This window comes from Janibacter sp. YB324 (assembly GCF_014217915.1).
Lineage (GTDB): Bacteria > Actinomycetota > Actinomycetes > Actinomycetales > Dermatophilaceae > Janibacter > Janibacter indicus.
In genome coordinates this window covers 2,813,236-2,836,006 of record NZ_CP060120.1, presented here as the reverse complement: position 1 = coordinate 2,836,006, position 22,771 = coordinate 2,813,236, and the positions used below count along the sequence as shown (strand labels likewise).

Below are 22,771 nucleotides of genomic sequence, written 5' to 3'. Positions count from 1 at the left end.
ACTTCGGCACCGTGCCCGGGTCCCGTCCAGGGGCCCGGGCACAGCCGTGTCCAGCCGCATGTCCTCAAGGTCGTGCGAAGGGGAGGCCCCTCACCTCACGCGGTGACGGCCCAGCCGAGCGAGACGAGCGCGAGGCCGAGGGCGAGGTTGAGCGCGAGATCGGCCAAGGCATGGCGGGTCCGGCCGGTCCGCAGGGCGCTCGCCACCTCGACCGCGTGGGTGGCGAAGGTCGTGTAGGCGCCGCAGAAGCCGATGCCGACGAGCGGCAGCAGCCACCCCGGGGCGGCACCCGATGCGTGCCCGGCGGCCAGGCCCAGGACGAGCGACCCGGTGGCGTTGACGACGAGGACCGCCCCGGCGGTCGTGGCGCCCGCGCCGCGCAGCCGCTCGACGACGAGGTGCCGGCACAGCGCGCCCAGAGCGGCGCCGACGGCGACGAGCAGCGCGGTCACAGCTCCTCCTCGGCGACGGCCTCGTCGGCGAGAGCGTCACTGCCCCAGATCCGGTCGCCGACGACCAGCCCCGCGACGGCAGCGCCGACGCCGAGCCCGATCGTCAGGACGAGGTAGCCGAGCAGCCCCCCGAGACCGTCGCCGGCCAGGGCATGCGTGTCGAGCGCGAAGCTCGAGTAGGTCGTCCACCCGCCGAGCAGCCCGACCGAGAGGAAGGGGCGCGCCAGCGGGTGGGCGGTGCCGCGCGCCAGCCACGCGACGAGCACCCCCATCGCGAAGGCGCCGGTGACGTTGACCAGGAGCGTCGCCCAGTGCGACCCGCCGGCCGCGAGGCCCACGCCCCACCGGCAGAGCGAGCCGACGGCGCCGCCAGCGGCGACGGCGGCGAGGGGGCCTCCCTTCGAGGCTCCTGCGTCGTGCCCCGGGACGACGCCCTGGCTCATGCCCGGATCGACTCGAGGTACTCCGCGATCCGGCCGATCGCCTCGGTGAGCACGTCCTCGTCGGGCAGCGTCACGAGCCGGAAGTGGTCGGTGTCGGGCCAGTTGAAGCCGGTGCCGTGGGTGACGAGGATCTTCTTGGCGCGCAGCAGATCGATGACGAAGGCCTCGTCGTCCTCGATTGGGTAGACCTCGGGGTCGAGCCGGGGGAAGCAGTAGAGGGCGCCGCGTGGCTCGACGCAGCTGACGCCGGGGATCTCGTTGAGCAGGCGCGAGGCGAGCTTGATCTGGTCGTGGTAGCGGCCGCCGGGGACGATGAGCTCGTTGATCGACTGGTATCCGCCGAGTGCGGTCTGGATCGCGTGCTGCGCGGGGACGTTGGCGCACATGCGCATGTTGGACAGGAGCGTCAGGCCCTCGAGGAAGTCGGCCGCCTCGTGCTTGGGTCCGGAGATCATCACCCAGCCGGCGCGGTAGCCGCAGACGCGGTAGGCCTTGGACAGGCCGGAGAAGGTCAGGCAGAGCACGTCGTCGCCCGCGTACTCGGCCGCGTGGTGGTGGACCGCGTCGTCGAAGACGATCTTTTCGTAGATCTCGTCGGCCATGACGACGAGGTCGTGGCGACGGGCGATGTCGACGAGGCCGCGGACGATCTCGGGCGAGTAGACCGCGCCGGTTGGGTTGTTGGGGTTGATGATGACGAGCGCCTGGGTGTGCTCGGTGATCTTCGACTCGATGTCCGCGAGGTCGGGGTTCCACCCGTTGTCCTCGTCGCACCGGTAGTGCACGGGTGTGCCGCCGGCGAGCGAGACCGCTCCGGTCCACAGCGGGTAGTCGGGGGCGGGCACGAGGATCTCGTTGCCGTCGTCGACGAAGGCCTGCAGCACCATCGAGATCAGCTCGGAGACGCCGTTGCCGATGTAGACGTCCTCGACGGTCGTCTCCTTGAGCCCGCGGGACTGGTAGTACTGCGCGACCGCGGTGCGCGCCGAGTAGATGCCCTTGCTGTCGACGTAGCCCTGCGCGTCGGGCAGGTGGCGGGTCATGTCGGCGACGATCGCCTCGGGTGCCTCGAAGCCGAAGGGGGCGGTGTTGCCGATGTTGAGCTTGAGGATCTTGTGGCCCTCGGCCTCGAGGCGCTGGGCCTCGACGAGGATCGGTCCCCGCACGTCGTAGCGGACGTCCTTCAGCTTGCGGCTCTGGCGGATCTGGCGCATGAGGCGCAGTCTTTCAGCAACCTCGACTTGCTGTTGACGAGGTCCATGCTTGGCTCTACCTTCAACCCCACCATCATCAGCCCGGGGAAGGGGAGGACATGTTCAAGAGATTCTCAAAAGGGGGGCGCTGGCTTTGGGCCTTGCCCTGATGCCGACGGCAGCCTTTTCAGTGGGTACGTCGTCGGATGACGGCGCTGGTTGGCAGACGCGCAAACAGGCGTACTCCAACGGAGCGTCGACCAACGGTGTCATCAGGAGCACACGAGGCGACATGGTGTACCACTCGGGTCAGGTGGCCAGGAACAACTGCGAGGACGTGGGGACCGGTCGCTACACGAGCAATGTCACGTCACTGACGAACGTCGGGAACAACGGGCGCATCATCACCACGTGGATGAACTGGCCGTGTCATGAGTTCCAGGGTGTCCGGGCCAAGATCTGCCGAGTCCGAAACAACGTGCCTGACGCCTGCGGAGCTTGGAGCTCCAGGTTTTGACGACACGTTCGCCCGACCTCCATGTCTCGTTGAGGGACGTGGAGGTCGCGTATCGGGGCAAGCAGGTCGTCCAACCGACGACGCTGTCGCTCCCTTTGGGGATCACGGCCTTCATGGGCAACAACGGTGAGGGCAAGAGCAGCCTGATCCGAGTGCTCGCGGGGGTCCAGCCTCCGTCCCGTGGGTTCCTCCTGCGCGGAGGTCAGGACGCTCACGCATCTGGGGCAGCCCGAAGGCAGCACCACCGAGTCACCGGATGGCTTCCCCAGGAAGCCGGATTGCCGCGCAACGTCACGGTGCGCGAGTTGGTCGACTACGCGGCCTGGCACAAGCAGGTGGCGCGAAGGGAGCGTCGCACCGCGTCGAGCGTGGCCATCGAGCAGGTGGACCTCGTGGAGCAAAATGACTCTCGGGTCGGCGCGCTCAGTGGCGGTCAGCGCCGACGAGTCGCGCTCGCAGCAGCGATCGTGGGTGCCCCGGACCTGCTCCTCCTCGACGAACCAACCACGGGGCTCGATCCCACCCAGCGCGATCAGCTGCACGGAGTGCTCAGATCGCTCCCTGCGAGCAGAGTCGTCGTCGCGACCCATCTCGTCGAGGACGTCCTCGCCGTCGCCGACCACGTCCTCTTCATCCGGGGTGGAGTCGTGCAGGCGCCGATCCCCATGTCTGAGCTCGTGCCCGCGGGAACAGACCTGGAGACGGCGAGCAGGGCACTCAGGCTCGGGCTGGCGGGATGACCATCGCACGTGCCGCACTGCTCGATCCGTGCCCGCCGTTGGTCCGTCGCCCGGCCCGCACGTGGGCAGCGCTGACCGCCTTCGTAGTTGTCGTGGACCTCGCGCTCGCCCTCACCACGCGTGAGCAGTGGTTGGGTTGGATGCCCTCAACGACCAATGCTTGGGCGGCCATGACCGTGACGCTGCCGCCTTCGCTCCTCGCTGGTGCCGCAGCGTGGCTCGTGGGCGCACCCCGGAGGAGCGGTGCGCAGGAGTGGTTGATCGCCTCGCCACGGCAGCTGAACTCGGCCGCGGTGTGGTCGGTCCTCTGGGTGGCCCTGGCAGGGGCGGTGGGGCACGTGATCACCTTCGCGGCCATGCTGATCTTGAGTTCGCGAGCAGCCCCCGTCGACTGGGCGGGGAGCCTGCCCGCGACTGCGTTCACCCTCGTGCTGATCATCGCCTTCTCTGTTCTCGCGGCGTCCTTCGGTGGGTGGGTGGGTTCGATCCTCCCGACGGCGGCTGCACTGCCTCTCGGCGCGGCTCTGCCGTACGGACTGGCCGTGTGCAGCGCCTTCATCAGCAGGGAGTCGCCGCTGGCGGCACTCTTTGTCCACAACGCCGTTCCCATCGCGGCTCGCTCGACGACATGGGTGCTGCTCGCGCAGTCGGTGACCTACGCCGCCGTCGCCGTCTGGCTGCTGTTCCTGATGACGCGGCATGCCAAGAGTTCGTGGATGGCGTGGGTGGTCAGCGCGTCGGTTGCCGTAACGATGTTCGGAGGGCTGCCTCTGGTCTTCCCGCCCGGCGCCGAGGAGCCGGTCTGCCGAAGCGCGGCCTCGACGGTGTGTGTGCCCAGATCGCAGCTGGCTGCACTCGACGACCTGACCACGTTCACGGACGATGCGCTCGCGGACATGCCCGAGTCGATGCGGCCGGACTACGTGATCGGCAGCATGCCGCCTCCCGGGCGCGGCGCGATGGTCTCTGTCGGCAGTGACAAGGTCGTGGACCGTCAGCAGGTGATCGCCATGCTGGGTGCTGACTCCTTCGAGCCGCCGTGCGCGACGTCGACGGGAGACCCGTCAGCCACTCTTGCCCTGCTGACCTGGTGGTGGCGGGCGCACGACCTGCCGGAGGATGAGCAGGTCTATCCCGGTGGGCCGGTGCTGGCAGGCGAGGGCGCCATCGTCCCCACGGACAGCAGCAGAGTGGACCGTGTGGCCGTTGCAGAGCGGTTGTCGGCGATGTCGAGGGCCGAGCGAAACCGATGGTTCTCGGTCAGGGCAGACAAGATCCGGAGCTGCTCCCTCACAGCCGCGGACGTCAGGTGACTGCGCGCAAGACGGCGGCGCGGGTGCAGGGCATCAGCTCAGCTTGGCTCGTGCTGCTTCCCGTGGTCTGGGGGTTGGTGCCGACGTTGTCGTGGGCCACTCTGCCGCAGATCGCGCCGGGTGACCTCGGGATGACCAGGCCCTTGGAGATGTTCGGTACGGCTGTGCTCGCGGTGAGCGTCGCGCACATGGCCTGGCCGCTGGGGGATGAGGCGCCGTGGCTCTCGTCTGTGTCGGCACGAGGGGCTGCCCGACAACGCGTCGGGCGGTTCATGGCGCTCAGCGGACTGTGCGCTGTCGCGGCCGCTGTTACCGGACTGGTGCTCGTGCGGGCAGGGGTGGACCTGGCGCATTTCGTCGGGGTAGGGCTCTTGCTCTGGGCGCTCGCAGCTGCTGGCGCTGTGACGCTCGGACGCCGCGCCGCGGCGGTACTGCCCGTGGGGCTCATGCTCATTTCCAGCCGGGCCCACCTGATCCCCTGGGACAAGAACGTCGTCTTCAACGAGATGGCGACGGGCCCGCTGTGGGCGTTGGCAGTGGCCTGTCTGGCAGGTGCGGGGGTCGCCTTCGCGTACTGGGGGGAGGGCATCGCGCGCCGGGAGGTTCGCTCTGCGTGACCGACCGCCCAGAGGCGACCCGTGAGTAGCCTTCCGTCATGGTGCAGGACACGGCGGTGCTGCCGGGGCGCGTGCGGCGCGGCTGCGGCCTCGGGTCGGTGGCGACGGGCGCCTTCGGCACGGTCCCCGGCCTGCTCCTGCTGCCCTACCTCACCGACCGGCTCGGCGTGGCCGCCGGCCTCGCCGGACTCATCGTCCTGCTGCCCAAGGCCTGGGATGTCCTGCTCAACCCGATCGCCGGCCGGGTCTCCGACCGCAGCACGCACCCCGATGGTCGGCGCCGCCCCTTCCTCGTCCGGGCCGGCCTGACGCTCGCCGTCCTCTTCGCGCTGCTCTTCGCCGGGCCGACCTCCCCTTCGACCCTGGCTGCCGCGTGGGTCGCCGTGCTCTTCCTCGCGTGCGCCAGTGCCTACGCCTTCTTCCAGGTCCCCTACGTCTCCATGCCTGCCGAGCTGACCCGTGACTACGGCGAACGCACCCGCCTGATGACGTGGCGGGTCGCGGTCCTCGCGCTGACGATCCTCGTCGCGGGCGGCCTGTCCCCAGCCCTGCGCGACGCCCTCGGTCCAGAGTGGGGCTACCGGGCCGTCGGCGTCTTCGTCGCTCTCCTCATCGTCGTCGGCGCACTCGGAGCCTGGTGGGGGACGAAGGGGGTTCCCCCCGTCGAGCACGTCGCCGCCGGCGGCTCCCTGGCCCACCAGCTGCGGGTCGTGGCGGGCGCCCCGGACTTCCGGGCCCTGCTGCTCACCTTCGCCGTCCAGGCGCTCGCGACCGGTGTCATGCTCGCCGGTGTCGACTACATGGCACGGTGGGTGCTCGGCGACCCCGGCGCCGCCACGATCCTCTTCGTCGCCTTCGTGGGCCCCGCGCTCGTCGTCACCCCGCTGTGGGAGCGCATCGGTCGCCGTACCGGCAAGCGGCCCGCCTTCGTCGTCGCCTCGCTCTGCCTCGCGGCGGGAGCACTCCTCGTGTGGGTCACCCACGACCTCGGTCTCGTCACCGTCGCCCTCGCTCTGGCCCTCGTCGGGGTCGGCTACGCCGGTGCGCAGATGTTCCCCATGGCGATGCTGCCCGATGCCGCCGCGGTCGACGCCGACCGCAGCGGCGAGAGCCGGTGGGCGTCTACACCGGAGTGTGGACTGCTGCCGAGACGCTCGGCCTCGCCCTCGGCCCGGGTGTCTACGGTCTCGTCCTCATGCTCGGCGGATATGTCTCGTCGACGGACGGGACTGCGGCACAACCGGACTCGGCTCTGACGGCGATGACCCTCGGCTTCACCGTCCTGCCCGCGCTGCTCGTGCTCGGCTCCCTGCTCCTCCTGCGGGGCTATCGCATCGACGAGGCAGCCGTTGTCGCTGCCGGAGAGGTCGCCCGATGATGCTCGACCCGACCCACCCCACACCGGCCGACGACATCCGGGCGGCGCTGGACTCCCTTCGCGCACAGGACCTGCCGACACACGGCGGCCGCACGCTCAGCTATGTCTACGACTCCGGCCTCGCGGAGGCCGATGCCATCGGGCGCGAGGCACTCGCGGCCTTTGCCTCGACCAACGGGCTCGACCCGACGGCCTTCCCGTCGCTGGCCCGGCTGGAGTCCGAGCTCGTCGCGCTCGCGGCCGGGCTCCTCCACGGGCCGCCGTCCACGGTCGGCGTCGCGACCTCGGGCGGTACGGAGTCGCTCGTCCTTGCGGTGCTCGCCGCGCGCAACGGCTCGCCGCACGTCGAGCGACCCCAGGTCGTCGCGCCGAGCACCGTCCATGCCGCGGTGCACAAGGCCGGGCACCTCCTCGGCGTCGACGTCGTGAGCGTGCCGGTCGACCCGGTGACCTTCCGCGCCGACCCGGCGGCGATGGCGGCCGCCGTCACCGACGACACGGTGCTGCTCGTCGCGTCGGCGCCCTCCTACGCCCACGGCGTCGTCGACCCCGTCGCCGAGATCGCCGCGATCGCCCGTGAGCGGGGCGTCCGCTGCCACGTCGACGCATGCATCGGCGGGTGGGTGTTGCCCTTCCTCGACGACGTGCCGCCGTGGACCTTCGCCGTCGAGGGCGTCACGAGCATCTCCGTCGACCTGCACGAGTACGCCTACACGCCCAAGGGGGTCTCGCTCCTGCTGCACCGCGACCCCGGTCTGCGGCGCGGGCACGTCTACGCCTCAGCCGCGTGGCCGGGCTACACGATGCTCAACACGACCCTCCAGTCGACGAAGTCCGGCGGCCCGCTCGCGGCGGCCTGGGCGGTCGTGCACGCCATCGGGCTCGACCGCTACCGCGAGCTCGCGGCGGTGGCCCGGCAGGCGACCCTCGACGTCGCGGCGGCGGTGGAGGCGATCGAGGGGGTGCAGGTCGTCGTCGCCCCCGACTCGACCCTGCTCGCCCTCGAGGCCACCGCGGGCTGCGACGTCTTCACGATCGCCGACGAGATGAGCTCCCGCGGGTGGCTCGTGCAGCCCCAGATGGCCTTCGCCGACCACGCCGCGACACTGCACCTCACCCTCTGCGCGGCGACCGCTGCCCACACCGACGAGCCCGTCGCCGCCCTGACCGAGGCCGTCTCTGCGGCAAGGGAGTCCGGCCCGGTCGAGGTCAACCCCGACCTCGTCGCGGCCGCCCGGCAGATCGACCCCGCAGGTCTCGACGAGGCGACCCTCGACGGTCTGCTCGCCATCGCGGGCCTCGGGGGCGGTGGCGGCACGCTGCAGGTGCCCGACCGCATGGCCGAGGTCAACGCGCTGCTCGACGCCGTGCCGCGGGCGCTGCGCGAGGCACTGCTCGCGGCCGTGCTGGACCGGCTCACCCGCTGAGTGGACCTCCCCTTCGGCTCACATACCGGTGGTCGACCGCGGATAGGGGATCTGCGGGTCGGTGACGACGTTGACGAGGTAGGGGACGCCGGAGGCGAAGGCCCGGTCGAGGGCCGGCCCGATCTGCCGGGGGTCGGTGACCATCTCGCCGGCGCCGCCGAGGGCCCGCACCACCTCGTCGTAGCGGGTCTGCGGGGCCAGGTCGGCGGCGACGTCGTAGCCGTAGAGCATCTGCATCGGCTGCTTCTCCAGACCCCACGCGCCGTTGTTGCCCATGACCATGACGACCGGCAGGTCGTGGCGCACGAGGGTGTCGACGTCCATGAGCGACATGCCGGAGGCACCGTCGCCGAGGAGCAGCACGACCTGCGACGAAGGGCGGGCGATCCGGGCCGCGATCGCCGCACCGAGGCCCGCGCCCAGGCAGCCGAAGGGCCCCGGGTCGAGCCACGAGCCCGGCCGCGCCGGCTCGACGAAGCGCCCGGCCCACGAGACGAAGTCACCGCCGTCGCCGATGACGACGGCGTCGTCGGCCAATCGCGGGAGCAGCTCGCCGTAGATGCGCGCCGGGTGCGCGGGGGAGACGGCGCTGGTGAGCAGCTCGTGGTCGGCGGCGGCCCGGGCCGCCGACTCCTCGGCGAGGCGGCCGCTCCACGCCGACCAGTCGGCGTGACCGTGCTGCTCGACCACCGTCTGGACGAGGTCGAAGAAGGCGGTGAGGTCGCCGGCTGCGCTCGTCGCAGGGTCGGCATGGGCGCTGATCTGCCCGGGGGAGTCCGCGACGTGCACGACCCGGGCGTCGGGGGCGCCGCCGTGACCGCCGAAGGCCCCGTAGCCCAGCCGGAAGTCGAGGGGGGCGCCGACGACGAGCGCGAGGTCGCACTCGCCGACGGCCGTGCGGCGGGCTCGGGCGACGAGCAGCTCGTGCCCGCCGGGGACGATGCCCCGTCCCAGGCCGTTGGTGATCGTCGGCAGCCCGAGGTCGGTGACGAAGCGCAGCGCCGCGGTCTCGGCCCGGTCGCTCCACACGTCGGTGCCGAGGACGACGAGAGGTCGGTCGGCGGCCGCGAGCAGTCGGGCGATCGTGTCGACGTCCCCGGCGTCGGGAGGCGAAGGGAGGGTCTCGCCCGCGGTGACCGGCCTGCCCTCGGCGTCGCCGTAGAGCTCGTCCATCGGGACGTCGAGCAGGACCGGGCCGCGGTGCGGTGCGGCCGCGAGACGGAAGGCGTCGTCGACCTCGTCGGCGATCTTGTCGACGGAGCCGATCGTCGCGGCCCGCTTGGTCACCGGGCCGAGGAGGCTCGGGTGGTCGAGCTCCTGCAGCGCCCCCCGGCCCCACGAGTAGGTCGCTGCGCGCCCCCCGAGCACGACGAGCGGCGACCCGGAGAAGTGCGCCTGGGTGATCGCGCTGATGCCGTTGGTGACGCCGGGGCCGGCGGTGAGCACCGCGAGGCCCGGGGTGCGGGTGAGCTTGCCGGTGGCCTCCGCGGCGAAGACCGCGGTCTGCTCGTGGCGCACGTCGAGCAGACGCATCGGCGGGTTGGCCGAGACCGCGCCGTCGTAGAGGGGGAAGACGTGCGCTCCCGACAGGGTGAACATCGTCTCCACCCCGTGTGCCGCCGCTGCCGCGACCGCTCGGACTCCGCCACTCACCTCGTCGTGATCCACGCGTTCCATGTTACTCATGGGTATGGTCGCTAGGCTCGGCCCATGACCGAGCCATCGCACACGGTGTGGGAGGACGAGGAGGCCGCTCGCGAGGCGGCGCTCGCCGAGGAGGGCCTCGACCTCGAGCCCGAAGCCACTGGCGGCGACGAGACCGACCCGTCAGGGAGCGACGAGCCCGCCTGAGCGGAGGCGAGCCGAAGGCTCGTCGGGCACTACTCCCTTCGCCCGCGGTCGCGGCGCTGCGTCTCACCCAGTGGCGGTGTGACCATCGTCCCCGTCACAAAGTCTGCGGGTGCGCTCTCCGGTGCCCTAGGTTGCCCAGCGACCACATCCACCACACCCCTCATCACAGGAGTGACGATGCGACTTGGCGTGCCCAAGGAGTCGAAGCGCGGCGAAACCCGCGTCGCGGCGACCCCGAAGACCGTGGAGCAGCTGATCAAGCTCGGATACGACGTCGTCGTCGAGGCCGGGGCCGGTGAGGCGTCCGCCTACCCGGACCAGGCCTACGTCGACGCCGGAGCGAGCCTCGAGAGTGCGGAGCAGGTGTGGGCCAGCGACATCGTCGCCAAGGTCAACGCCCCCACCGACGAGGAGGTTCCGCGGCTGCGCTCCGGGGCGATCCTCGCCTCGCTGCTGGCTCCGGCGCTCAACCCCGACAAGGTCGAGGCGCTGCGCGCGCAGGGCGTGACCGCCCTGGCGATGGACGCGGTGCCGCGCATCTCGCGGGCCCAGTCGCTCGATGTCCTGTCGTCGATGGCCAACATCGCCGGCTACCGCGCGGTCGTCGAGTCGGCGCACGAGTTCGGCGGTCTCTTCACCGGTCAGGTGACGGCCGCGGGCAAGGTGCCGCCGGCCAAGGTGCTCGTCTGCGGCGCCGGCGTGGCCGGTCTGGCCGCGATCGGCGCGGCCGGCTCGCTCGGCGCGATCGTGCGCGCCTTCGACGTGCGGCCCGAGGTGGCCGAGCAGGTCGAGTCGATGGGCGCGGAGTTCCTCCAGATCGATGTCGAGCAGGAGGTGTCGAGCGACGGCTATGCAAAGGAGACCGGTGAGGACTTCAACCGCAAGGCCGCCGAGCTCTACGCCGAGCAGGCCAAGGACGTCGACATCATCATCACCACGGCCCTCATCCCGGGGCGCCCGGCGCCGCGGCTGATCACCGAGGAGATGGTCGCCTCGATGAAGCCGGGGTCGGTCATCGTCGACATGGCCGCCGGCTCCGGCGGCAACGTCGCCGGGTCGGTCGCCGACGAGCGGGTCGTCACCGACAACGGCGTGCGGATCATCGGCTACACCGACCTGGCCGGTCGTCTGCCCACGCAGGCCAGCCAGCTCTACGGCACCAACATCGTCAACCTGCTCAAGCTCGTCACGCCGGACAAGGACGGGCAGCCGGTCCTCGACATGGAGGACACGGTCGTGCGCGGCATGACGGTCACCCAGGGTGAGGAGACCCTGTGGCCGCCGCCGCCCGTGCAGGTCTCGGCCGCGCAGTCCACGCCGGCCGCATCGAAGGTCGCCGAGGCTGAGGCTGACAAGAAGCCGGAGAAGCCGCACGACCCCAACCGCAAGTTCTGGTACATCGGTGGCGCCGCGCTCCTCTTCCTCGTCGCGGCCGCCTTCATGCCCGCGGCCTTCCTGTCGCACTTCATCGTCTTCGCGCTGGCGGTCGTCATCGGCTTCTACGTCATCGGCAGCGTCCACCACGCGCTGCACACGCCGCTGATGTCGGTGACCAATGCGATCTCCGGGATCATCGTCGTCGGCGCCCTGCTGCAGGTGACCTCGCCCGACATCGCGATCCAGGTCATCGCCGCAGCTGCCATCTTCTTCGCCAGCATCAACGTCTTCGGTGGGTTCACCGTGACCAACCGGATGCTCAACATGTTCCGGAAGGGCTGAGTCGTGCTGTCCACCGTCGTCACCGCCGCCTACATCGTCGCGGCGCTCCTGTTCATCCTCTCCCTCGCCGGCCTGAGCAAGCACGAGTCGGCCAAGCACGGCAACTGGTTCGGCATGGCCGGCATGACCATCGCCCTGCTCGCCACGATCGCCCTCGTCATCGACGGGGTCTACGGCGAGGGCGAGGCCACCGATGCCGGCAAGTGGGGCCTGGGCGTCCTCGTCGTCACCATGGCCCTGGGTGGCCTCATCGGTGTGCGCATCGCCCGCCGCGTCGAGATGACCGGCATGCCCGAGCTCATCGCGATGATGCACTCCTTCGTCGGTCTGGCCGCCGTGCTCGTCGGCTACAACACCTTCCTCGCCTCGCACGGTGACAGCCCCGAGGCCGTCGCCGAGCACCAGCGCCTCGAGTCCATCGACATGGTCGGGATCCACAACGGCGAGGTCTTCATCGGTGTCTTCATCGGTGCCGTGACCTTCACCGGCTCGATCGTCGCCTACCTCAAGCTCAGCGCGAAGATGAAGTCCTCGCCGCTCGTGCTGCCGGCGCGTCACTGGCTCAACCTGCTCGCCGTGCTCGTCTCGATCGGGCTGTGCGTCTGGTTCGTGGTCTCCCCGTCGATCGTGCCGCTGGGCATCATGACGGTCATCGCGCTGCTCTTCGGCTGGCACCTCGTCGCCTCGATCGGCGGCGGTGACATGCCGGTCGTCGTCTCGATGCTCAACAGCTACTCGGGCTGGGCGGCGGCCGCGGCGGGCTTCATGCTCTCCAACGACCTGCTCATCGTCACCGGTGCGCTCGTCGGCTCCTCGGGTGCCTTCCTGTCCTACATCATGTGCAAGGCGATGAACCGCTCCTTCATCTCCGTCATCGCCGGCGGCTTCGGCTCCGACGGTCAGGTGACGGGCGAGGACAAGGACTACGGCGAGCACCGTGAGATCCAGGCCGAGCAGGTCGCCGAGCTGCTCTCCGAGGCCTCCTCGGTGGTCATCGCCCCGGGCTACGGCATGGCCGTGGCGCAGGCGCAGTACCCCGTCGCCGATCTCACGGCCCAGCTGCGGGCGAAGGGAGTGGACGTCCGCTTCGGCATCCACCCCGTCGCCGGTCGCCTGCCCGGTCACATGAACGTGCTGCTGGCCGAGGCCAAGGTGCCCTACGACGTCGTGCTCGAGATGGACGAGATCAACGACGACTTCCCCGAGACCGACGTCGTCCTCGTCATCGGCGCCAACGACACGGTCAACCCGGCCGCGGCGGAGGACCCGAGCAGCCCGATCGCGGGCATGCCCGTCCTCGAGGTGTGGAACGCCAAGGACGTCATCGTCTTCAAGCGCTCCATGGCCACCGGCTACGCCGGCGTGCAGAACCCGCTGTTCTTCCGGGACAACACGCAGATGCTCTTCGGCGACGCCAAGGACAAGGTCGGCGAGATCCTCAAGGCCCTCTGAGGCAGCCTGACCGCAGCGAAGGGCGGCGCTCACCGGATCGGGTGGGCGCCGCCCTTCGTCGTCTGCGAGATGTGTCATGGACAATAGTGTGTGACACACACTATGGTGTGACGCATGGACGAAGAACTGCTCGCGGGGCACGTGCAGGAGCTGAGGCGGGGGACCGTCGTGCTCGCCGCCCTCGCCACGCTCGAGGAGCCGCGCTACGGCTACGCGCTGCTCGAGACGCTCGACGCCGCTGGCTTCGCGGTGGACGGCAACACGCTCTACCCGCTCCTGCGGCGCCTGGAGAAGCAGGGGCTGCTGACGAGCGAGTGGAACACCGACGAGGCCAGGCCGCGGAAGTTCTACCGCACAAGCCCGGCCGGCGCCGCCCTGCGCGCCCACCTGTTGACCGAATGGCGATCCCTCGACACCGCGATCGCCGCACTGGACGGAGACCAGTCATGAGTGGCACCAGCCTCACCGATCGTTATGTGTGGACCGTGACCCGCCAGCTCCCGCAGGAGACCGGGCCCGACATCGCCCGTGAGCTGCGCGGCACGATCGAGGAGACGGTCGAAGGGAGGATCGCCGCCGGTGAGGAGCCGGCCGCCGCCGAGCGCGCGACCATCGTCGGCCTCGGCGACCCCGACGTCCTCGCCCGTGAGTACGGCGGACGGCCCAACCACCTCATCGGTCCGGCGTTCTTCCCCGCGTGGGTGCGGTTGGTCCGGCTGCTGCTGGCCATCCTCGTGCCGCTCGCCGTCGTCGGCACCGTCATCGCGCATGCCATGGGCACCGATGCCGGCTTCGGCACGATCGTGGGGAGGGGGCTCTGCTCGCCTTCCAGGTGGCGGTGCACGTCGTCTTCTGGACCACGCTCGTCTTCGCGGTCGCCGAACGCTACGGCAGCCCGGGTGATCAGCGGGGCCTTGTCGGCGAGTGGAACCCGGACGAGCTCGCCGACCCGGCCGACCGTGCCCGACGGGCCAGCCTGGCGGAGATGCTCTTCGAGGTCGTCTCGACCCTCGTCGTCATCGGCCTGTGCCTGTGGCAGTGGGGAGGAGTCGGGCCGCACGCGGTCCAGGTCCTCGACCCGGCGCTGGCCCTGGGCTGGCAGGCGATCATCATCGGCTTCCTCGCCGTCGACGTCCTCGTCACCGTGGCGGCGTGGGCGCGCGGCGGCTGGTCCGCCCCGCTGGCGGTCGTCAGCCTGGTGAGCGCCGTCGTCTCGGGTGTCGTGCTCGTCTGGCTGCTGCTCACCGACCGGCTGCTGACCGACCTGCCGGCGCAGTTCCACGAGACCTTCGGGTGGAGCCGGGACTGGAGCCTGTCGATGGCCGCCGTGGCCGTCGGCATCGCCGTCATCTGCGGCTGGGAGGCCGTCACCGCACTGCGCCGCCTGCGCGACTCCGACCCCGCCTGACCCTGCATTGCCCTACGGCAATGCGCGCTCCTGCCTGCATTGCCCTACGGCAATGCGCGCTCCTGACTGCATTGCCTTACGGCAATGCGAAGGGGGAGGGGCGTCAGTAGGCGTCGGGGTCGTAGGGCGGCAGCTCGCCGGTGTCGGCGTCGCGGTCGCGGCGCAGCAGGTCGCGGCTGCGGTAGATCGACGCGCCGTGCGAGACGACCGGCGGGTCCTCGTAGCCGTCGGTCGGCGGGCCGCCGACGTAGACGCCGTCGACGACGCCGAGGCGCGTGGTGAAGTCCTCGGACGTCTCCCAGGCCGGCTCGTCGTCCGCGGACCCCCCTTCGTCATCGTCGTCGAGGGGGCCCATGCCGAAGACCACCGAGCAGATCGCCCGGTAGTTGTCGTCGGGGTCGGGGACGAACTCGATGCTCGACAGAGCCTGGTCCTGGCCGGCGCTCTCGAGGACGAAGGTGCCGTAGCCGAGCAGTCGTCCGAGCAGCGAGCGCTCGTAGCCCATGTCGGTGACCTTCTTCAGCGGCATCATCGAGACCTTGTGGTTGATCCACCCCTCGAAGAGCACGATCCGCTTGTCGGTGGCGACGACGCGGGTGTGGCGCCACTCGATCCACTTCCACGCGGCCCAGCCGACGACGGCGAACCAGGCCCACCAGACGTAGCCGAGGATGCCGGCATTGGCGTCGCTCACCGACAGGTCCAGCCAGACGACGAGCGCGAGCACGCCGACGACGATCGCGAAGGGCTTGAGGAGCACGATCCGGTGGTGCCGGATCTCCGCCACCGGGGTCTCGCCCGGGAGGAGGTACTTGCGCAGCCCCCGGTGGGCCACGCGGGCGACCTCCGCTGCCATCGCTACCTCGCGATGAGCGAGTCGAAGAAGCGGCCGATGTTGGTCACGCCGTTGGCGATGACGTCCCAGGCGGAGCCGACGATGTTGGCGGCCTCGGTCGGCGACGTGAGGATGGCGTAGAGCAGGAAGATCGTGAGCAGCCAGAGGACGATCTTCTTGATCGGCGGCGTGTTCATGACTCGTTCTCTTCCGTCGTCAGGCAGGCAGATGGACGCCCGGGCGGGCGCGAATCCTGCCCAGTGTTGCAGATGTGACGGGTGTGACGGGTCAGACCACGCCGTAGAGCCGGTCGCCGGCGTCACCGAGACCGGGGACGATGTAGCCCTGCTCGTTGAGCCGCTCGTCGATCGCCCCGGTCACCAGGGTCACCGGCACGTCGAGGTCGGCCAGCTCGCGCTCGACCGCCTCGATGCCCTCGGGGGCGGCGAGCAGCGTGACGGCCGTGATGTCGTCGGCGCCGCGGTCGACGAGGTACTGGATCGACATCGCCAGGGTGCCGCCGGTGGCGAGCATCGGGTCGATGACGTAGCACTGGCGGCCCGACAGGTCGTCGGGCAGGCGGTTGGCGTAGGTGACCGCCTCGAGTGTCTCCTCGTTGCGCAGCATGCCGAGGAAACCAACCTCGGCGGTCGGCAGCAGCCGGACCATGCCCTCGAGCATGCCCAGACCGGCGCGCAGGATCGGCACGACGAGCGGCTTGGGCGTCGACAGCTTGATGCCCGTCGTCGCGCTCACCGGGGTCTCGATGTCGAAGGGCTCGGTGCGCACCTCACGCGTCGCCTCGTAGGCGAGCAGGGTGACGAGCTCGTCGGCGAGCCGACGGAAGGTCGGGCTGTCGGTGCCCTTGTGCCGCAGGTAGGTCAGCTTGTGGGCGATGAGCGGATGGTCCGCGACGATGACGCGCATGGTGCCGAAACTACCGTGCGGGAGACTGTCCCCGTGAGTCCCGACCCCACCCGTCCGCAGCGCCCCGTCGAGGAGGCGTGGATGGACCGGGCCCTCGAGCTGGCCCGTGAGGCCGCCGCGGACGGCGACATCCCCGTGGGTGCGCTCGTCGTCGACGCGGCCGGCGTGATCATCGGCGAAGGGCGCAACACCCGTGAGCGCGATGGCGACCCGACCGGCCACGCGGAGGTCGTGGCGATGCGCGCCGCGGCGGAGGCGAAGGGGGAGTGGCGCCTCACGGGGTGCACGCTCGTCGTCACCCTCGAGCCGTGCCCGATGTGCGCCGGTGCCGTCGTCGCCAGCCGCGTCCCGCGCGTGGTCCTCGGGGCGTGGGACCCCAAGATGGGCGCCTGCGGGTCGGTGTGGGACGTCGTGCGCGATCGCCGGTCGGCCCACCGGGCCGAGGTCGTCGGCGGGGTGCGCGAAGGGGAGGCCGCGCGCCTGCTCCTGGGCTTTTTCGAAGGCCGCCGCGACGGCTCGCCACGATAGGTGACGGCACTCTCCCTTCGCCCGATTGGGGACCGGCCGCCTCGACCTTGTATTGTGCTCCGCGGTGGCGTGTCCGAGCGGCCTAAGGAGAACGCCTCGAAAGCGTTTGTCGGTTGACGCCGACCGTGGGTTCAAATCCCACCGCCACCGCCAGCTGATCGAAGGCCCCACCCGGCTCCCGGGTGGGGCCTTCGTCGAGTCCGCCCGACCTGACCTGACGCGCCCGGGGCGATCTGGTTGTCTGGGGCCCATGCGTCGTCCCGTCCGTGCCCTCGTGTCCGCCGCCGCTCTCACCGCGCTCGCGGTCCCACTCGGTGCCTGCGACCGCTGGAGCTCCAAGTGCGACACCGACAACACCTGCACGATCAAGATCCAGGGCGATGAGTTCTACGACTTCCCGCGGCCCTACGACACGGACGACGGACTGAGGTCCCGCGACCGCATCCGCCTCGTCTCGGCGACGCAGGGCGGCGAGGCCCTCATCCAGGCCGGTGGGGTCGAGAACACGTGCACGCAGGGCAGCAGCTTCCAGGTCGTCGACACGACGATCACCTGCGACGTCGTCGGTGACGACAAGGTCGAGCTGACGACGACCCGCCCCTGACCGGTCAGCAGGCGGCGACGCGGCTCTCGTCGACGAGCTGGCGGAACTGCGGTCCGACGACGACGTCGACGGTGCGTCGCTGGCGGGTGTCCTTGATCCGCTGGAAGTCGCCGGTGTGCCGCAGCACGAGCTGGGCGTCGGCCATGCTGTTGCTGCCGTAGCGCAGCTCGCCGCGGCCGGTGATCGTGCGCTTCTTCGGGTCGTTGGCGATCGTCTTGACGGTGAAGCCGCGGGCCTTGAGCTGGGTGGCGACCCGGGCGGCCAGACCGTCGCGGTCGGTCGCGTTGTAGACGTTGACCTCGACCTGCTGGGGCGAGGTCGTGCATGCCGGGCGGTTGTCCGTCGTGGTGCCCGAGGCGCTGCCGGACTCGGCGGCACGGATGTAGGACATCGCGTACCAGAAGGAGAAGAAGAGCAGCAGGAGCACGACGACGACGGTGATGATCGCCCGCTGCCGGCGGGCTCTGGCCCCGCTGCCGGCCCCGTAGTACTCCCCGTCGCTCACGGTCGGTCCTCAGTCGTCGAGCTCGAGCACCCGGGCGTGCAGGGTGGAGCGCTGCTGCAGCGCGGCACGCAGGGCGCGGTGCAGGCCGTCCTCGAGGTAGTGGCGTTCGCGCCAGAGGACGACGTGGGGGAAGAGGTCGCCGTAGAAGGTGGAGTCATCGGCGAGCAGGTCGTGCAGGTTGAGCGCGCTCTTGGTCGTCGTCAGCTGCTCGAGGCGCACCGCGCGGTGCGGGACGTCGGCCCAGTCGCGAGGAGCCGAGCGCCCGTGGGCGGGGTAGGGGCGGGTGTCACCGACGGACTGGAAGATCACCCGGACACGATAAGAGGGGCCGCCGACGGTGACCGCACTAGGCTCCGGCTTGTGACCGACTCTTCACTCCTGGACTCCATCCGCGCCGGCTACGCCTTCGAGACGCCGGCGGTCGAGCTCGGCGCCACCGTCGTCGACGGCCAGCCCCATGCCGATGCCCCCGTGCGGGTGCCGCTGGCGAGCCTGACCAAGCACGGCCTGGTCGCCGGTGCCACCGGCACCGGCAAGACCAAGAGCCTGCAGGTCATGGCCGAGCAGCTCTCCGCTGCAGGCGTGCCGGTCTTCCTCGCGGACATCAAGGGTGACCTCTCGGGCATCGCCACCCCGGGCGAAGGGGGCGAAAAGCTCACCTCGCGCAGTGCCTCCGTCGGTCAGGACTGGCAGGCCACGGGCTACCCGACCGAGTTCCTCACCCTCGGTGGTCAGGGCACGGGGGTCCCGATCCGCACGACGATCACGAGCTTCGGTCCGACCCTGCTGAGCAAGGTCCTGGGCCTCAACGCGACCCAGGAGTCGAGCCTGGGCCTGATCTTCCACTTCGCCGACAAGCAGGGTCTGGCGTTGCTCGATCTCAAGGACCTGCGCGCGGTGATCCAGCACCTGGTCTCCGACGAGGGCAAGGCCGAGCTCAAGGCCCTCGGTGGCCTCTCGAGCGCGACGGCCGGCGTGATCCTACGTCAGCTCATCGCCTTCGAGGACCAGGGCGCCGACGTCTTCTTCGGCGAGCCGGAGTTCGACACGGCTGACCTGCTGCGGGTCGCCGACGACGGCCGGGGAGTCGTGAGCTGCCTGGAGCTGCCCGCCGTGCAGCAGCGTCCCCAGCTCTTCTCGACCTTCCTCATGTGGCTGCTCGCCGACCTCTTCCAGGACCTGCCCGAGGTCGGTGACGTCGACAAGCCGAAGCTCGTCTTCTTCTTCGACGAGGCGCACCTGCTCTTCGACGAGGCGAGCAAGCCCTTCCAGGACGCCATCGAGCAGACGGTCCGGCTCATCCGCTCGAAGGGAGTGGGCGTCTTCTTCGTGACGCAGAGCCCCAAGGACGTGCCGGCCGACGTGCTCGCCCAGCTCGGCAACCGGGTGCAGCACCAGCTGCGGGCCTTCACCCCCGAGGACGCCAAGGCGATCAAGGCGGCGGTCACGACCTACCCGCACACCGACTACGACCTCGAGGAGCTGCTCACCCAGCTCGGCACGGGCGAGGCCGTCGTGACCGTCCTCGGTGACAAGGGCACACCGACCCCCGTTGCGCACACGATGATGCGCGCGCCCCAGTCGCTCATGGCGCCCTCGGCGCCGGAGCTGCTCGAGCAGACCACCACTGCCTCGCCCCTCGCCCCGAGGTACTCCGAGGCGCTCGACCGCGAGTCCGCCTACGAAAAACTCTCGGCCAAGCTCCAGGCCGCTCCTGCGGAGGACGAGCCGAAGGGGGAGGGCGCTGCCCCTCCGCAGGCCAAGGCGCCGAAGGCTCCCAAGCAGCCCAAGGAGGAGCCGGGCGTGGTCGAGCAGGTTGTCGGCAGCTCCGCCTTCAAGTCGGCACTGCGCTCCGCGGGCACGGTCATCGGCCGCGAGATCACGCGCTCGCTCTTCGGCACCAGCCGGCGTCGCCGCTGAGGCCGGCCGGCGCCCTCGGTCACCGACCGGGGGAGTGATCCCCATCGACCGCGGCACGGGCCCTTGACAGGATTGCCTGCAACACACAACGGCGAGGGTGAGGAGCAGTGCCATGACGGGCGTCACCCACGGGGCGGATGCCGCGCGGTTGGACGAGATCAGCGGGCAGCTGCGCGTCCAGGGCGAGCAGGTGGGCCAGATCGGGGAGACTCTCGGCGTGGTCTCGGGGACTCTGCGGGAGGCGTGGAGCGGCCCCGACATGGAGCACCTGCTGGCCCACCGACCAGCTGCGCCCGGCGATCGCCCGCACCGGGGCCTCCCTCGTGACCCGGGCCGGCGCGCTGCGCGAGCAGGCGGACCAGCAGGTGGGCGCATCGGGCGGTGCATCCGCTCCCGGGGGAGCCGCCGCCGGGGCGCGGGCAGGTGGCGCCGGTGCGCCAGCGTCTGACCCTCTCCAGGCGATGCGCTCCTTCGCCGACTTCATGGGGCGGGGCGCGGATGATCACGACCGCGCCGCGGGGTCGCCTCTGCTGGCGGCGTTGGACCCTGGCCGTCGCCCCGCCTCGGGGCGCGGCGGTTCTGACTGGGACCTCCTCGATCCCGTCAAGGCCCTTGCCGGCGACAGGGTGAAGAAGGCCGACCTGCCCAAGGGGTCGTACTCCGAGTCGGAGTCTCGGGGCAAGGTCGTCAAGCTCACCCTGAGCGCGTGGGTGACGCACGCGGACGCGGGCGTCAACGACAAGGGCCAGAGCCTCGAGCGCGCGACGCTGACCGGTACGGCCGAGCTGAGCGCCGGCGGCAAGGTTCGTCTGGGCAAGGTCGGCGTGGATGCCAAGGCGTTCGTCGGCACCGAGAACTCGTACTCGGCGACCGCTCCCAAGGGAACCGACATGAGCTTCGCGCACCCTCTCGATCCGGAGAGCCTGCCCGAAGGGACATCCCTCCGGCTGAGCAGTGCCTGGTACAAGGGCTATGACCTGGGGGGAAGCTACTCGGCCATCGTCGCCGACATGGGGTCGAAGTCCGGGACCGAGCACTACGTCGAGATCGCCCGCGGCCCTGGTGACGAGGTCACCGTGCGTGTCGGCAACGACGAGTTCGACAAGGCAGCCAGCTCGCTGGGCCTGGGGGGTGACAAGGCGAGCGTGCGAGTCAACGCGGGCTCGGGCGTCAGCCACGGGGAGGCGACCGAGGTGACCTTCGACCTGTCCACGAAGGAAGGTCAGGCTGCCTACGACCAGTTCGTCTTCGGAGGCAAGGCGCCCTCCGCGAACGACGCCGGAGTGGTCGACGTGGCAAAGGTCGAGACCTTCCAAGGGTCCAAGAACGTGGGATTCACCTGGGCAGCAGGTGACAGGTCCCTTGGTGGAGATGTGGTCGACTCGTCCTACGGCGGTCTCACGACCACGCACGCCGATGGCACCCAGACCGTCGCGTGGACGTCCTCGGACGGAAACAACTCGAGGGGCGGCGAGCTCACCCTCGACAACGGGGGCAACGTCGTTCCCGGGTCAGAGGTCGTCCACCTGCGCCAAAGTGGCGTCGACCCCGGCGAGGCGGCGTCCTACATGCGGACTGCGCATGGCTCCGACGTCAGCTACGCAGAGCGGCAGAACGTCGTCATCACCTATTCGCCGGACGACCTCAGGGCACTGAGGGAGCAGGCAGCTGCCCATTACACCCAGGAGCTCAACGACCACCCGGGATCCCGAGGGGATGCTTTCGAGGAGCGGCAGGACTGGACGGTGGACGAGTTCTTGGAGCGGATCGACTCCGACGAGGACGCCTGGCTGTCCACCCAGGGTTTCGAGACCCCCGGGCTGGTCGTGGGCGCCCGCACCGACGAGGAGATGCTCCGGCTCCTGGCGGACAATCCCATCGACACCCAGCGCGAGGTCGCGCTGGCCTATCAGGGGACGGGCAAGGAGCCCGCGCCCATCGGCGAGGTCACGGTGAACCCCACGCAGTAGGTCCCGGGGTGATTCGGCGGGTGCGTCAGCCCACCGGCGGGCCGACAGCCAGCGCGATCGCGGTGAGCACCGCGACGGCCACGACGAGGCCGAGCGCCGCGAGGCCGGGGCGGCGCAGCGCGCCGGAGACCAGACCCTCGACGGGGCCGGACGCGGCCCCCTTCGTCCGCAGTCGCCAGGAGTCGCCGAGCTGGCCCTCGCGCTGGAGCCACCGCTCGGTCCACAGCGTGACGAGCGGTGGGATGGCGCTCGCGAGCGCGACGAGGCCGTGCTTGGTGCTCCACCGCTGGTCGACCCAGACGATGACGGTCACGAGCACGTAGGCGATGAAGACGATGCCGTGGAGCATGCCGCCGATGCGCACGCCGAGCTCCGTGGTCTCGGTGACGTACTTGAGGAACATGCCGATGAGCAGCAGGGTCCACGTCACCGCCTCGGCGGTCGCGACGGTCGTGTAGAGGCGGCGGGGAGAGGGCAGCGACATGCCCACCATCGTCGCCGACGGGTGTCGAAGGGGTGAAATCCGCCCGATTTCGAGGTAGCCGATCGCTCGGGTAATCTCTCCCGCGGAGGATTCGCATAGTGGCCTAGTGCGCGCGCTTGGAAAGCGCGTTGAGTGAAAGCTCTCAGGGGTTCGAATCCCCTATCCTCCGCCAGAGCGAAGCCCCGGTCCTCACGACCGGGGCTTCTGCGCTGTCACGGCGCCACCCCGACTTTGGTCCGGGGCCAGGGCCACGTAGACTCGGCGATCGGCACCCCGCGTGGTGGTACCTCACCGAACTCCCCCAGGGCAGGAATGCAGCAAGGGTAGGCGAGCTCTTCCAGGTGCGCGGGGTGTCCTTTTTTGTGCGCTCACGACCCCGGAATGCCGCGGGAGATCGCAGATGTGCGATCGCTCCCGAGTGGCATGCGTCGCATATCCCCCTAGGTTGGGTGCAAGCGGTCGCGGCTGCGATCGCCCCCCACTCAAGG

At 70.4% G+C, this 22,771-nt stretch carries 24 protein-coding genes, 2 tRNA genes, 1 other RNA gene and 2 pseudogenes; 19 read left to right on the top strand and 10 right to left on the bottom strand.

What is annotated here, in order from left to right; translation table 11 throughout:
• Nucleotides 1-95 precede the first annotated feature (95 nt).
• From H7A72_RS13945 to H7A72_RS13935, 3 genes are read right to left on the bottom strand one after another with little or no spacing between them, the layout of a single operon-like run.
• Nucleotides 96-452, bottom strand: a complete 357-nt coding sequence (locus H7A72_RS13945) for a CrcB family protein (protein ID WP_084453003.1) — start codon at nt 450-452, stop codon at nt 96-98.
• Entirely contained in the window at nt 449-895 is a 447-nt protein-coding gene (locus tag H7A72_RS13940) for a CrcB family protein (RefSeq protein ID WP_185220897.1), read from the bottom strand. Before H7A72_RS13940 ends, H7A72_RS13945 begins: the two co-directional genes overlap by 4 nt.
• Nucleotides 892-2,109, bottom strand: coding sequence for a pyridoxal phosphate-dependent aminotransferase (locus tag H7A72_RS13935; RefSeq protein WP_084452999.1), 1,218 nt, complete (start codon nt 2,107-2,109; stop codon nt 892-894). The genes H7A72_RS13940 and H7A72_RS13935 overlap by 4 nt, the downstream gene beginning before the upstream one ends.
• A gap of 609 nt (nt 2,110-2,718) precedes the next feature.
• Between H7A72_RS13935 and H7A72_RS13930 the strand changes: the two genes are divergently transcribed.
• The 5 genes and pseudogenes from H7A72_RS13930 to H7A72_RS13910 all read left to right on the top strand — a co-directional run bounded on the left by H7A72_RS13930 (nt 2,719) and on the right by H7A72_RS13910 (nt 8,080).
• Nucleotides 2,719-3,345, top strand: a complete 627-nt coding sequence (locus H7A72_RS13930) for an ATP-binding cassette domain-containing protein (RefSeq protein WP_223277920.1) — start codon at nt 2,719-2,721, stop codon at nt 3,343-3,345.
• Nucleotides 3,342-4,658 (top strand): hypothetical protein, encoded by a 1,317-nt coding sequence (locus H7A72_RS13925; RefSeq protein ID WP_185220896.1) that lies wholly within the window; start codon nt 3,342-3,344, stop codon nt 4,656-4,658. Before H7A72_RS13930 ends, H7A72_RS13925 begins: the two co-directional genes overlap by 4 nt.
• Nucleotides 4,655-5,275 (top strand): hypothetical protein, encoded by a 621-nt coding sequence (locus H7A72_RS13920; RefSeq protein ID WP_084452995.1) that lies wholly within the window; start codon nt 4,655-4,657, stop codon nt 5,273-5,275. The genes H7A72_RS13925 and H7A72_RS13920 overlap by 4 nt, the downstream gene beginning before the upstream one ends.
• Nucleotides 5,276-5,313: 38 nt before the next feature.
• A pseudogene (locus tag H7A72_RS13915) lies at nt 5,314-6,653 on the top strand (MFS transporter).
• Complete coding sequence (locus tag H7A72_RS13910; protein WP_185220895.1) at nt 6,650-8,080, top strand: aminotransferase class V-fold PLP-dependent enzyme; 1,431 nt, start codon at nt 6,650-6,652, stop codon at nt 8,078-8,080. The pseudogene H7A72_RS13915 and the gene H7A72_RS13910 overlap by 4 nt, the downstream one beginning before the upstream one ends.
• A gap of 18 nt (nt 8,081-8,098) precedes the next feature.
• Here the strand turns inward: H7A72_RS13910 and H7A72_RS13905 are convergent, their stop codons facing one another.
• Nucleotides 8,099-9,757: an acetolactate synthase gene (locus H7A72_RS13905; RefSeq protein ID WP_185220894.1), complete on the bottom strand. Its 1,659-nt coding sequence runs from the start codon at nt 9,755-9,757 to the stop codon at nt 8,099-8,101.
• A 33-nt stretch (nt 9,758-9,790) separates the two neighbouring features.
• On the opposite strand from H7A72_RS13905, the gene H7A72_RS13900 reads away from it, so the two are divergent.
• The 6 genes and pseudogenes from H7A72_RS13900 (at nt 9,791) to H7A72_RS13880 (ending at nt 14,510) form a co-directional block, all read left to right on the top strand.
• Nucleotides 9,791-9,931, top strand: a complete 141-nt coding sequence (locus tag H7A72_RS13900) for a hypothetical protein (protein ID WP_159451240.1) — start codon at nt 9,791-9,793, stop codon at nt 9,929-9,931.
• Between the two features lie 177 nt (nt 9,932-10,108).
• A complete protein-coding gene (locus H7A72_RS13895; protein WP_143445629.1) occupies nt 10,109-11,650 on the top strand; it encodes a Re/Si-specific NAD(P)(+) transhydrogenase subunit alpha in 1,542 nt (513 codons plus the stop codon).
• A 3-nt stretch (nt 11,651-11,653) separates the two neighbouring features.
• Complete coding sequence (pntB, locus tag H7A72_RS13890; RefSeq protein WP_185220893.1) at nt 11,654-13,102, top strand: Re/Si-specific NAD(P)(+) transhydrogenase subunit beta; 1,449 nt, start codon at nt 11,654-11,656, stop codon at nt 13,100-13,102.
• A gap of 114 nt (nt 13,103-13,216) precedes the next feature.
• Nucleotides 13,217-13,552, top strand: coding sequence for a PadR family transcriptional regulator (locus H7A72_RS13885; protein ID WP_072625545.1), 336 nt, complete (start codon nt 13,217-13,219; stop codon nt 13,550-13,552).
• Nucleotides 13,501-13,743, top strand: a pseudogene (locus H7A72_RS17230) (permease prefix domain 1-containing protein); the annotation flags it as partial. The gene H7A72_RS13885 and the pseudogene H7A72_RS17230, both read left to right, overlap by 52 nt.
• Before the next feature lie 197 nt (nt 13,744-13,940).
• Nucleotides 13,941-14,510: a hypothetical protein gene (locus tag H7A72_RS13880; RefSeq protein WP_185220892.1), complete on the top strand. Its 570-nt coding sequence runs from the start codon at nt 13,941-13,943 to the stop codon at nt 14,508-14,510.
• A 103-nt stretch (nt 14,511-14,613) separates the two neighbouring features.
• On the opposite strand, the gene H7A72_RS13875 is transcribed toward H7A72_RS13880, so the two are convergent.
• The 3 genes from H7A72_RS13875 to upp all read right to left on the bottom strand — a co-directional run bounded on the left by H7A72_RS13875 (nt 14,614) and on the right by upp (nt 16,272).
• On the bottom strand, nt 14,614-15,366 hold the full coding sequence (locus H7A72_RS13875) for a PH domain-containing protein (protein ID WP_185220891.1): 753 nt from the start codon (nt 15,364-15,366) through the stop codon (nt 14,614-14,616).
• Nucleotides 15,367-15,368: 2 nt separating this feature from the next.
• Nucleotides 15,369-15,542: a hypothetical protein gene (locus tag H7A72_RS13870; RefSeq protein ID WP_164513600.1), complete on the bottom strand. Its 174-nt coding sequence runs from the start codon at nt 15,540-15,542 to the stop codon at nt 15,369-15,371.
• Between the two features lie 91 nt (nt 15,543-15,633).
• Nucleotides 15,634-16,272 carry a uracil phosphoribosyltransferase gene (gene upp, locus H7A72_RS13865; protein WP_185220890.1) on the bottom strand — a complete coding sequence of 213 codons (639 nt, stop codon included), beginning with the start codon at nt 16,270-16,272 and terminating at the stop codon, nt 15,634-15,636.
• A gap of 81 nt (nt 16,273-16,353) precedes the next feature.
• Here upp and H7A72_RS13860 point away from each other — a divergent pair, with 81 nt between their 5' ends.
• The 3 genes from H7A72_RS13860 to H7A72_RS13850 all read left to right on the top strand — a co-directional run bounded on the left by H7A72_RS13860 (nt 16,354) and on the right by H7A72_RS13850 (nt 17,404).
• Nucleotides 16,354-16,800, top strand: a complete 447-nt coding sequence (locus tag H7A72_RS13860) for a nucleoside deaminase (protein WP_185222410.1) — start codon at nt 16,354-16,356, stop codon at nt 16,798-16,800.
• A 63-nt stretch (nt 16,801-16,863) separates the two neighbouring features.
• Nucleotides 16,864-16,953, top strand: a tRNA-Ser gene (locus tag H7A72_RS13855).
• A 97-nt stretch (nt 16,954-17,050) separates the two neighbouring features.
• Nucleotides 17,051-17,404 carry a hypothetical protein gene (locus tag H7A72_RS13850; protein WP_185220889.1) on the top strand — a complete coding sequence of 118 codons (354 nt, stop codon included), beginning with the start codon at nt 17,051-17,053 and terminating at the stop codon, nt 17,402-17,404.
• A gap of 4 nt (nt 17,405-17,408) precedes the next feature.
• Here the strand turns inward: H7A72_RS13850 and H7A72_RS13845 are convergent, their stop codons facing one another.
• Nucleotides 17,409-17,909 carry a LytR C-terminal domain-containing protein gene (locus H7A72_RS13845; RefSeq protein ID WP_072625539.1) on the bottom strand — a complete coding sequence of 167 codons (501 nt, stop codon included), beginning with the start codon at nt 17,907-17,909 and terminating at the stop codon, nt 17,409-17,411.
• Nucleotides 17,910-17,918: 9 nt separating this feature from the next.
• Nucleotides 17,919-18,218: a type II toxin-antitoxin system VapB family antitoxin gene (locus H7A72_RS13840; protein ID WP_185220888.1), complete on the bottom strand. Its 300-nt coding sequence runs from the start codon at nt 18,216-18,218 to the stop codon at nt 17,919-17,921.
• A gap of 51 nt (nt 18,219-18,269) precedes the next feature.
• Between H7A72_RS13840 and H7A72_RS13835 the strand changes: the two genes are divergently transcribed.
• The 3 genes from H7A72_RS13835 to H7A72_RS13825 all read left to right on the top strand — a co-directional run bounded on the left by H7A72_RS13835 (nt 18,270) and on the right by H7A72_RS13825 (nt 21,799).
• Nucleotides 18,270-19,829: a helicase HerA-like domain-containing protein gene (locus tag H7A72_RS13835; RefSeq protein ID WP_185220887.1), complete on the top strand. Its 1,560-nt coding sequence runs from the start codon at nt 18,270-18,272 to the stop codon at nt 19,827-19,829.
• A 112-nt stretch (nt 19,830-19,941) separates the two neighbouring features.
• Nucleotides 19,942-20,277, top strand: a complete 336-nt coding sequence (locus tag H7A72_RS13830; RefSeq protein ID WP_185220886.1) for a hypothetical protein — start codon at nt 19,942-19,944, stop codon at nt 20,275-20,277.
• 13 nt (nt 20,278-20,290) lie between these two features.
• On the top strand, nt 20,291-21,799 hold the full coding sequence (locus tag H7A72_RS13825; RefSeq protein WP_185220885.1) for a hypothetical protein: 1,509 nt from the start codon (nt 20,291-20,293) through the stop codon (nt 21,797-21,799).
• A 25-nt stretch (nt 21,800-21,824) separates the two neighbouring features.
• Here the strand turns inward: H7A72_RS13825 and H7A72_RS13820 are convergent, their stop codons facing one another.
• A complete protein-coding gene (locus H7A72_RS13820) occupies nt 21,825-22,283 on the bottom strand; it encodes a DUF3817 domain-containing protein (protein WP_185220884.1) in 459 nt (152 codons plus the stop codon).
• 84 nt (nt 22,284-22,367) lie between these two features.
• Here H7A72_RS13820 and H7A72_RS13815 point away from each other — a divergent pair.
• A tRNA-Ser gene (locus H7A72_RS13815) sits at nt 22,368-22,455 on the top strand.
• A 92-nt stretch (nt 22,456-22,547) separates the two neighbouring features.
• An RNA gene (gene ffs / locus H7A72_RS13810) (signal recognition particle sRNA small type) lies at nt 22,548-22,644 on the top strand.
• Nucleotides 22,645-22,771: the final 127 nt, after the last annotated feature.

Bases quoted from the DNA above. Each gene is read 5' to 3' on its own strand.
- H7A72_RS13850 (WP_185220889.1), top strand. From the start codon at position 17,051: ATGCGTCGTCCCGTCCGTGCCCTCGTGTCCGCCGCCGCTCTCACCGCG.
- H7A72_RS13905 (WP_185220894.1), bottom strand. From the start codon at position 9,757: ATGGAACGCGTGGATCACGACGAGGTGAGTGGCGGAGTCCGAGCGGTC.
- upp (WP_185220890.1), bottom strand. From the start codon at position 16,272: ATGCGCGTCATCGTCGCGGACCATCCGCTCATCGCCCACAAGCTGACC.
- H7A72_RS13925 (WP_185220896.1), top strand. From the start codon at position 3,342: ATGACCATCGCACGTGCCGCACTGCTCGATCCGTGCCCGCCGTTGGTC.
- H7A72_RS13940 (WP_185220897.1), bottom strand. From the start codon at position 895: ATGAGCCAGGGCGTCGTCCCGGGGCACGACGCAGGAGCCTCGAAGGGA.
- H7A72_RS13935 (WP_084452999.1), bottom strand. From the start codon at position 2,109: ATGCGCCAGATCCGCCAGAGCCGCAAGCTGAAGGACGTCCGCTACGAC.
- H7A72_RS13870 (WP_164513600.1), bottom strand. From the start codon at position 15,542: ATGAACACGCCGCCGATCAAGAAGATCGTCCTCTGGCTGCTCACGATC.
- H7A72_RS13830 (WP_185220886.1), top strand. From the start codon at position 19,942: ATGACGGGCGTCACCCACGGGGCGGATGCCGCGCGGTTGGACGAGATC.
- H7A72_RS13885 (WP_072625545.1), top strand. From the start codon at position 13,217: ATGGACGAAGAACTGCTCGCGGGGCACGTGCAGGAGCTGAGGCGGGGG.
- H7A72_RS13910 (WP_185220895.1), top strand. From the start codon at position 6,650: ATGATGCTCGACCCGACCCACCCCACACCGGCCGACGACATCCGGGCG.
- H7A72_RS13875 (WP_185220891.1), bottom strand. From the start codon at position 15,366: ATGGCAGCGGAGGTCGCCCGCGTGGCCCACCGGGGGCTGCGCAAGTAC.
- H7A72_RS13930 (WP_223277920.1), top strand. From the start codon at position 2,719: ATGGGCAACAACGGTGAGGGCAAGAGCAGCCTGATCCGAGTGCTCGCG.
- H7A72_RS13820 (WP_185220884.1), bottom strand. From the start codon at position 22,283: ATGTCGCTGCCCTCTCCCCGCCGCCTCTACACGACCGTCGCGACCGCC.
- H7A72_RS13900 (WP_159451240.1), top strand. From the start codon at position 9,791: ATGACCGAGCCATCGCACACGGTGTGGGAGGACGAGGAGGCCGCTCGC.
- H7A72_RS13860 (WP_185222410.1), top strand. From the start codon at position 16,354: ATGGACCGGGCCCTCGAGCTGGCCCGTGAGGCCGCCGCGGACGGCGAC.
- H7A72_RS13895 (WP_143445629.1), top strand. From the start codon at position 10,109: ATGCGACTTGGCGTGCCCAAGGAGTCGAAGCGCGGCGAAACCCGCGTC.
- H7A72_RS13825 (WP_185220885.1), top strand. From the start codon at position 20,291: ATGCGCTCCTTCGCCGACTTCATGGGGCGGGGCGCGGATGATCACGAC.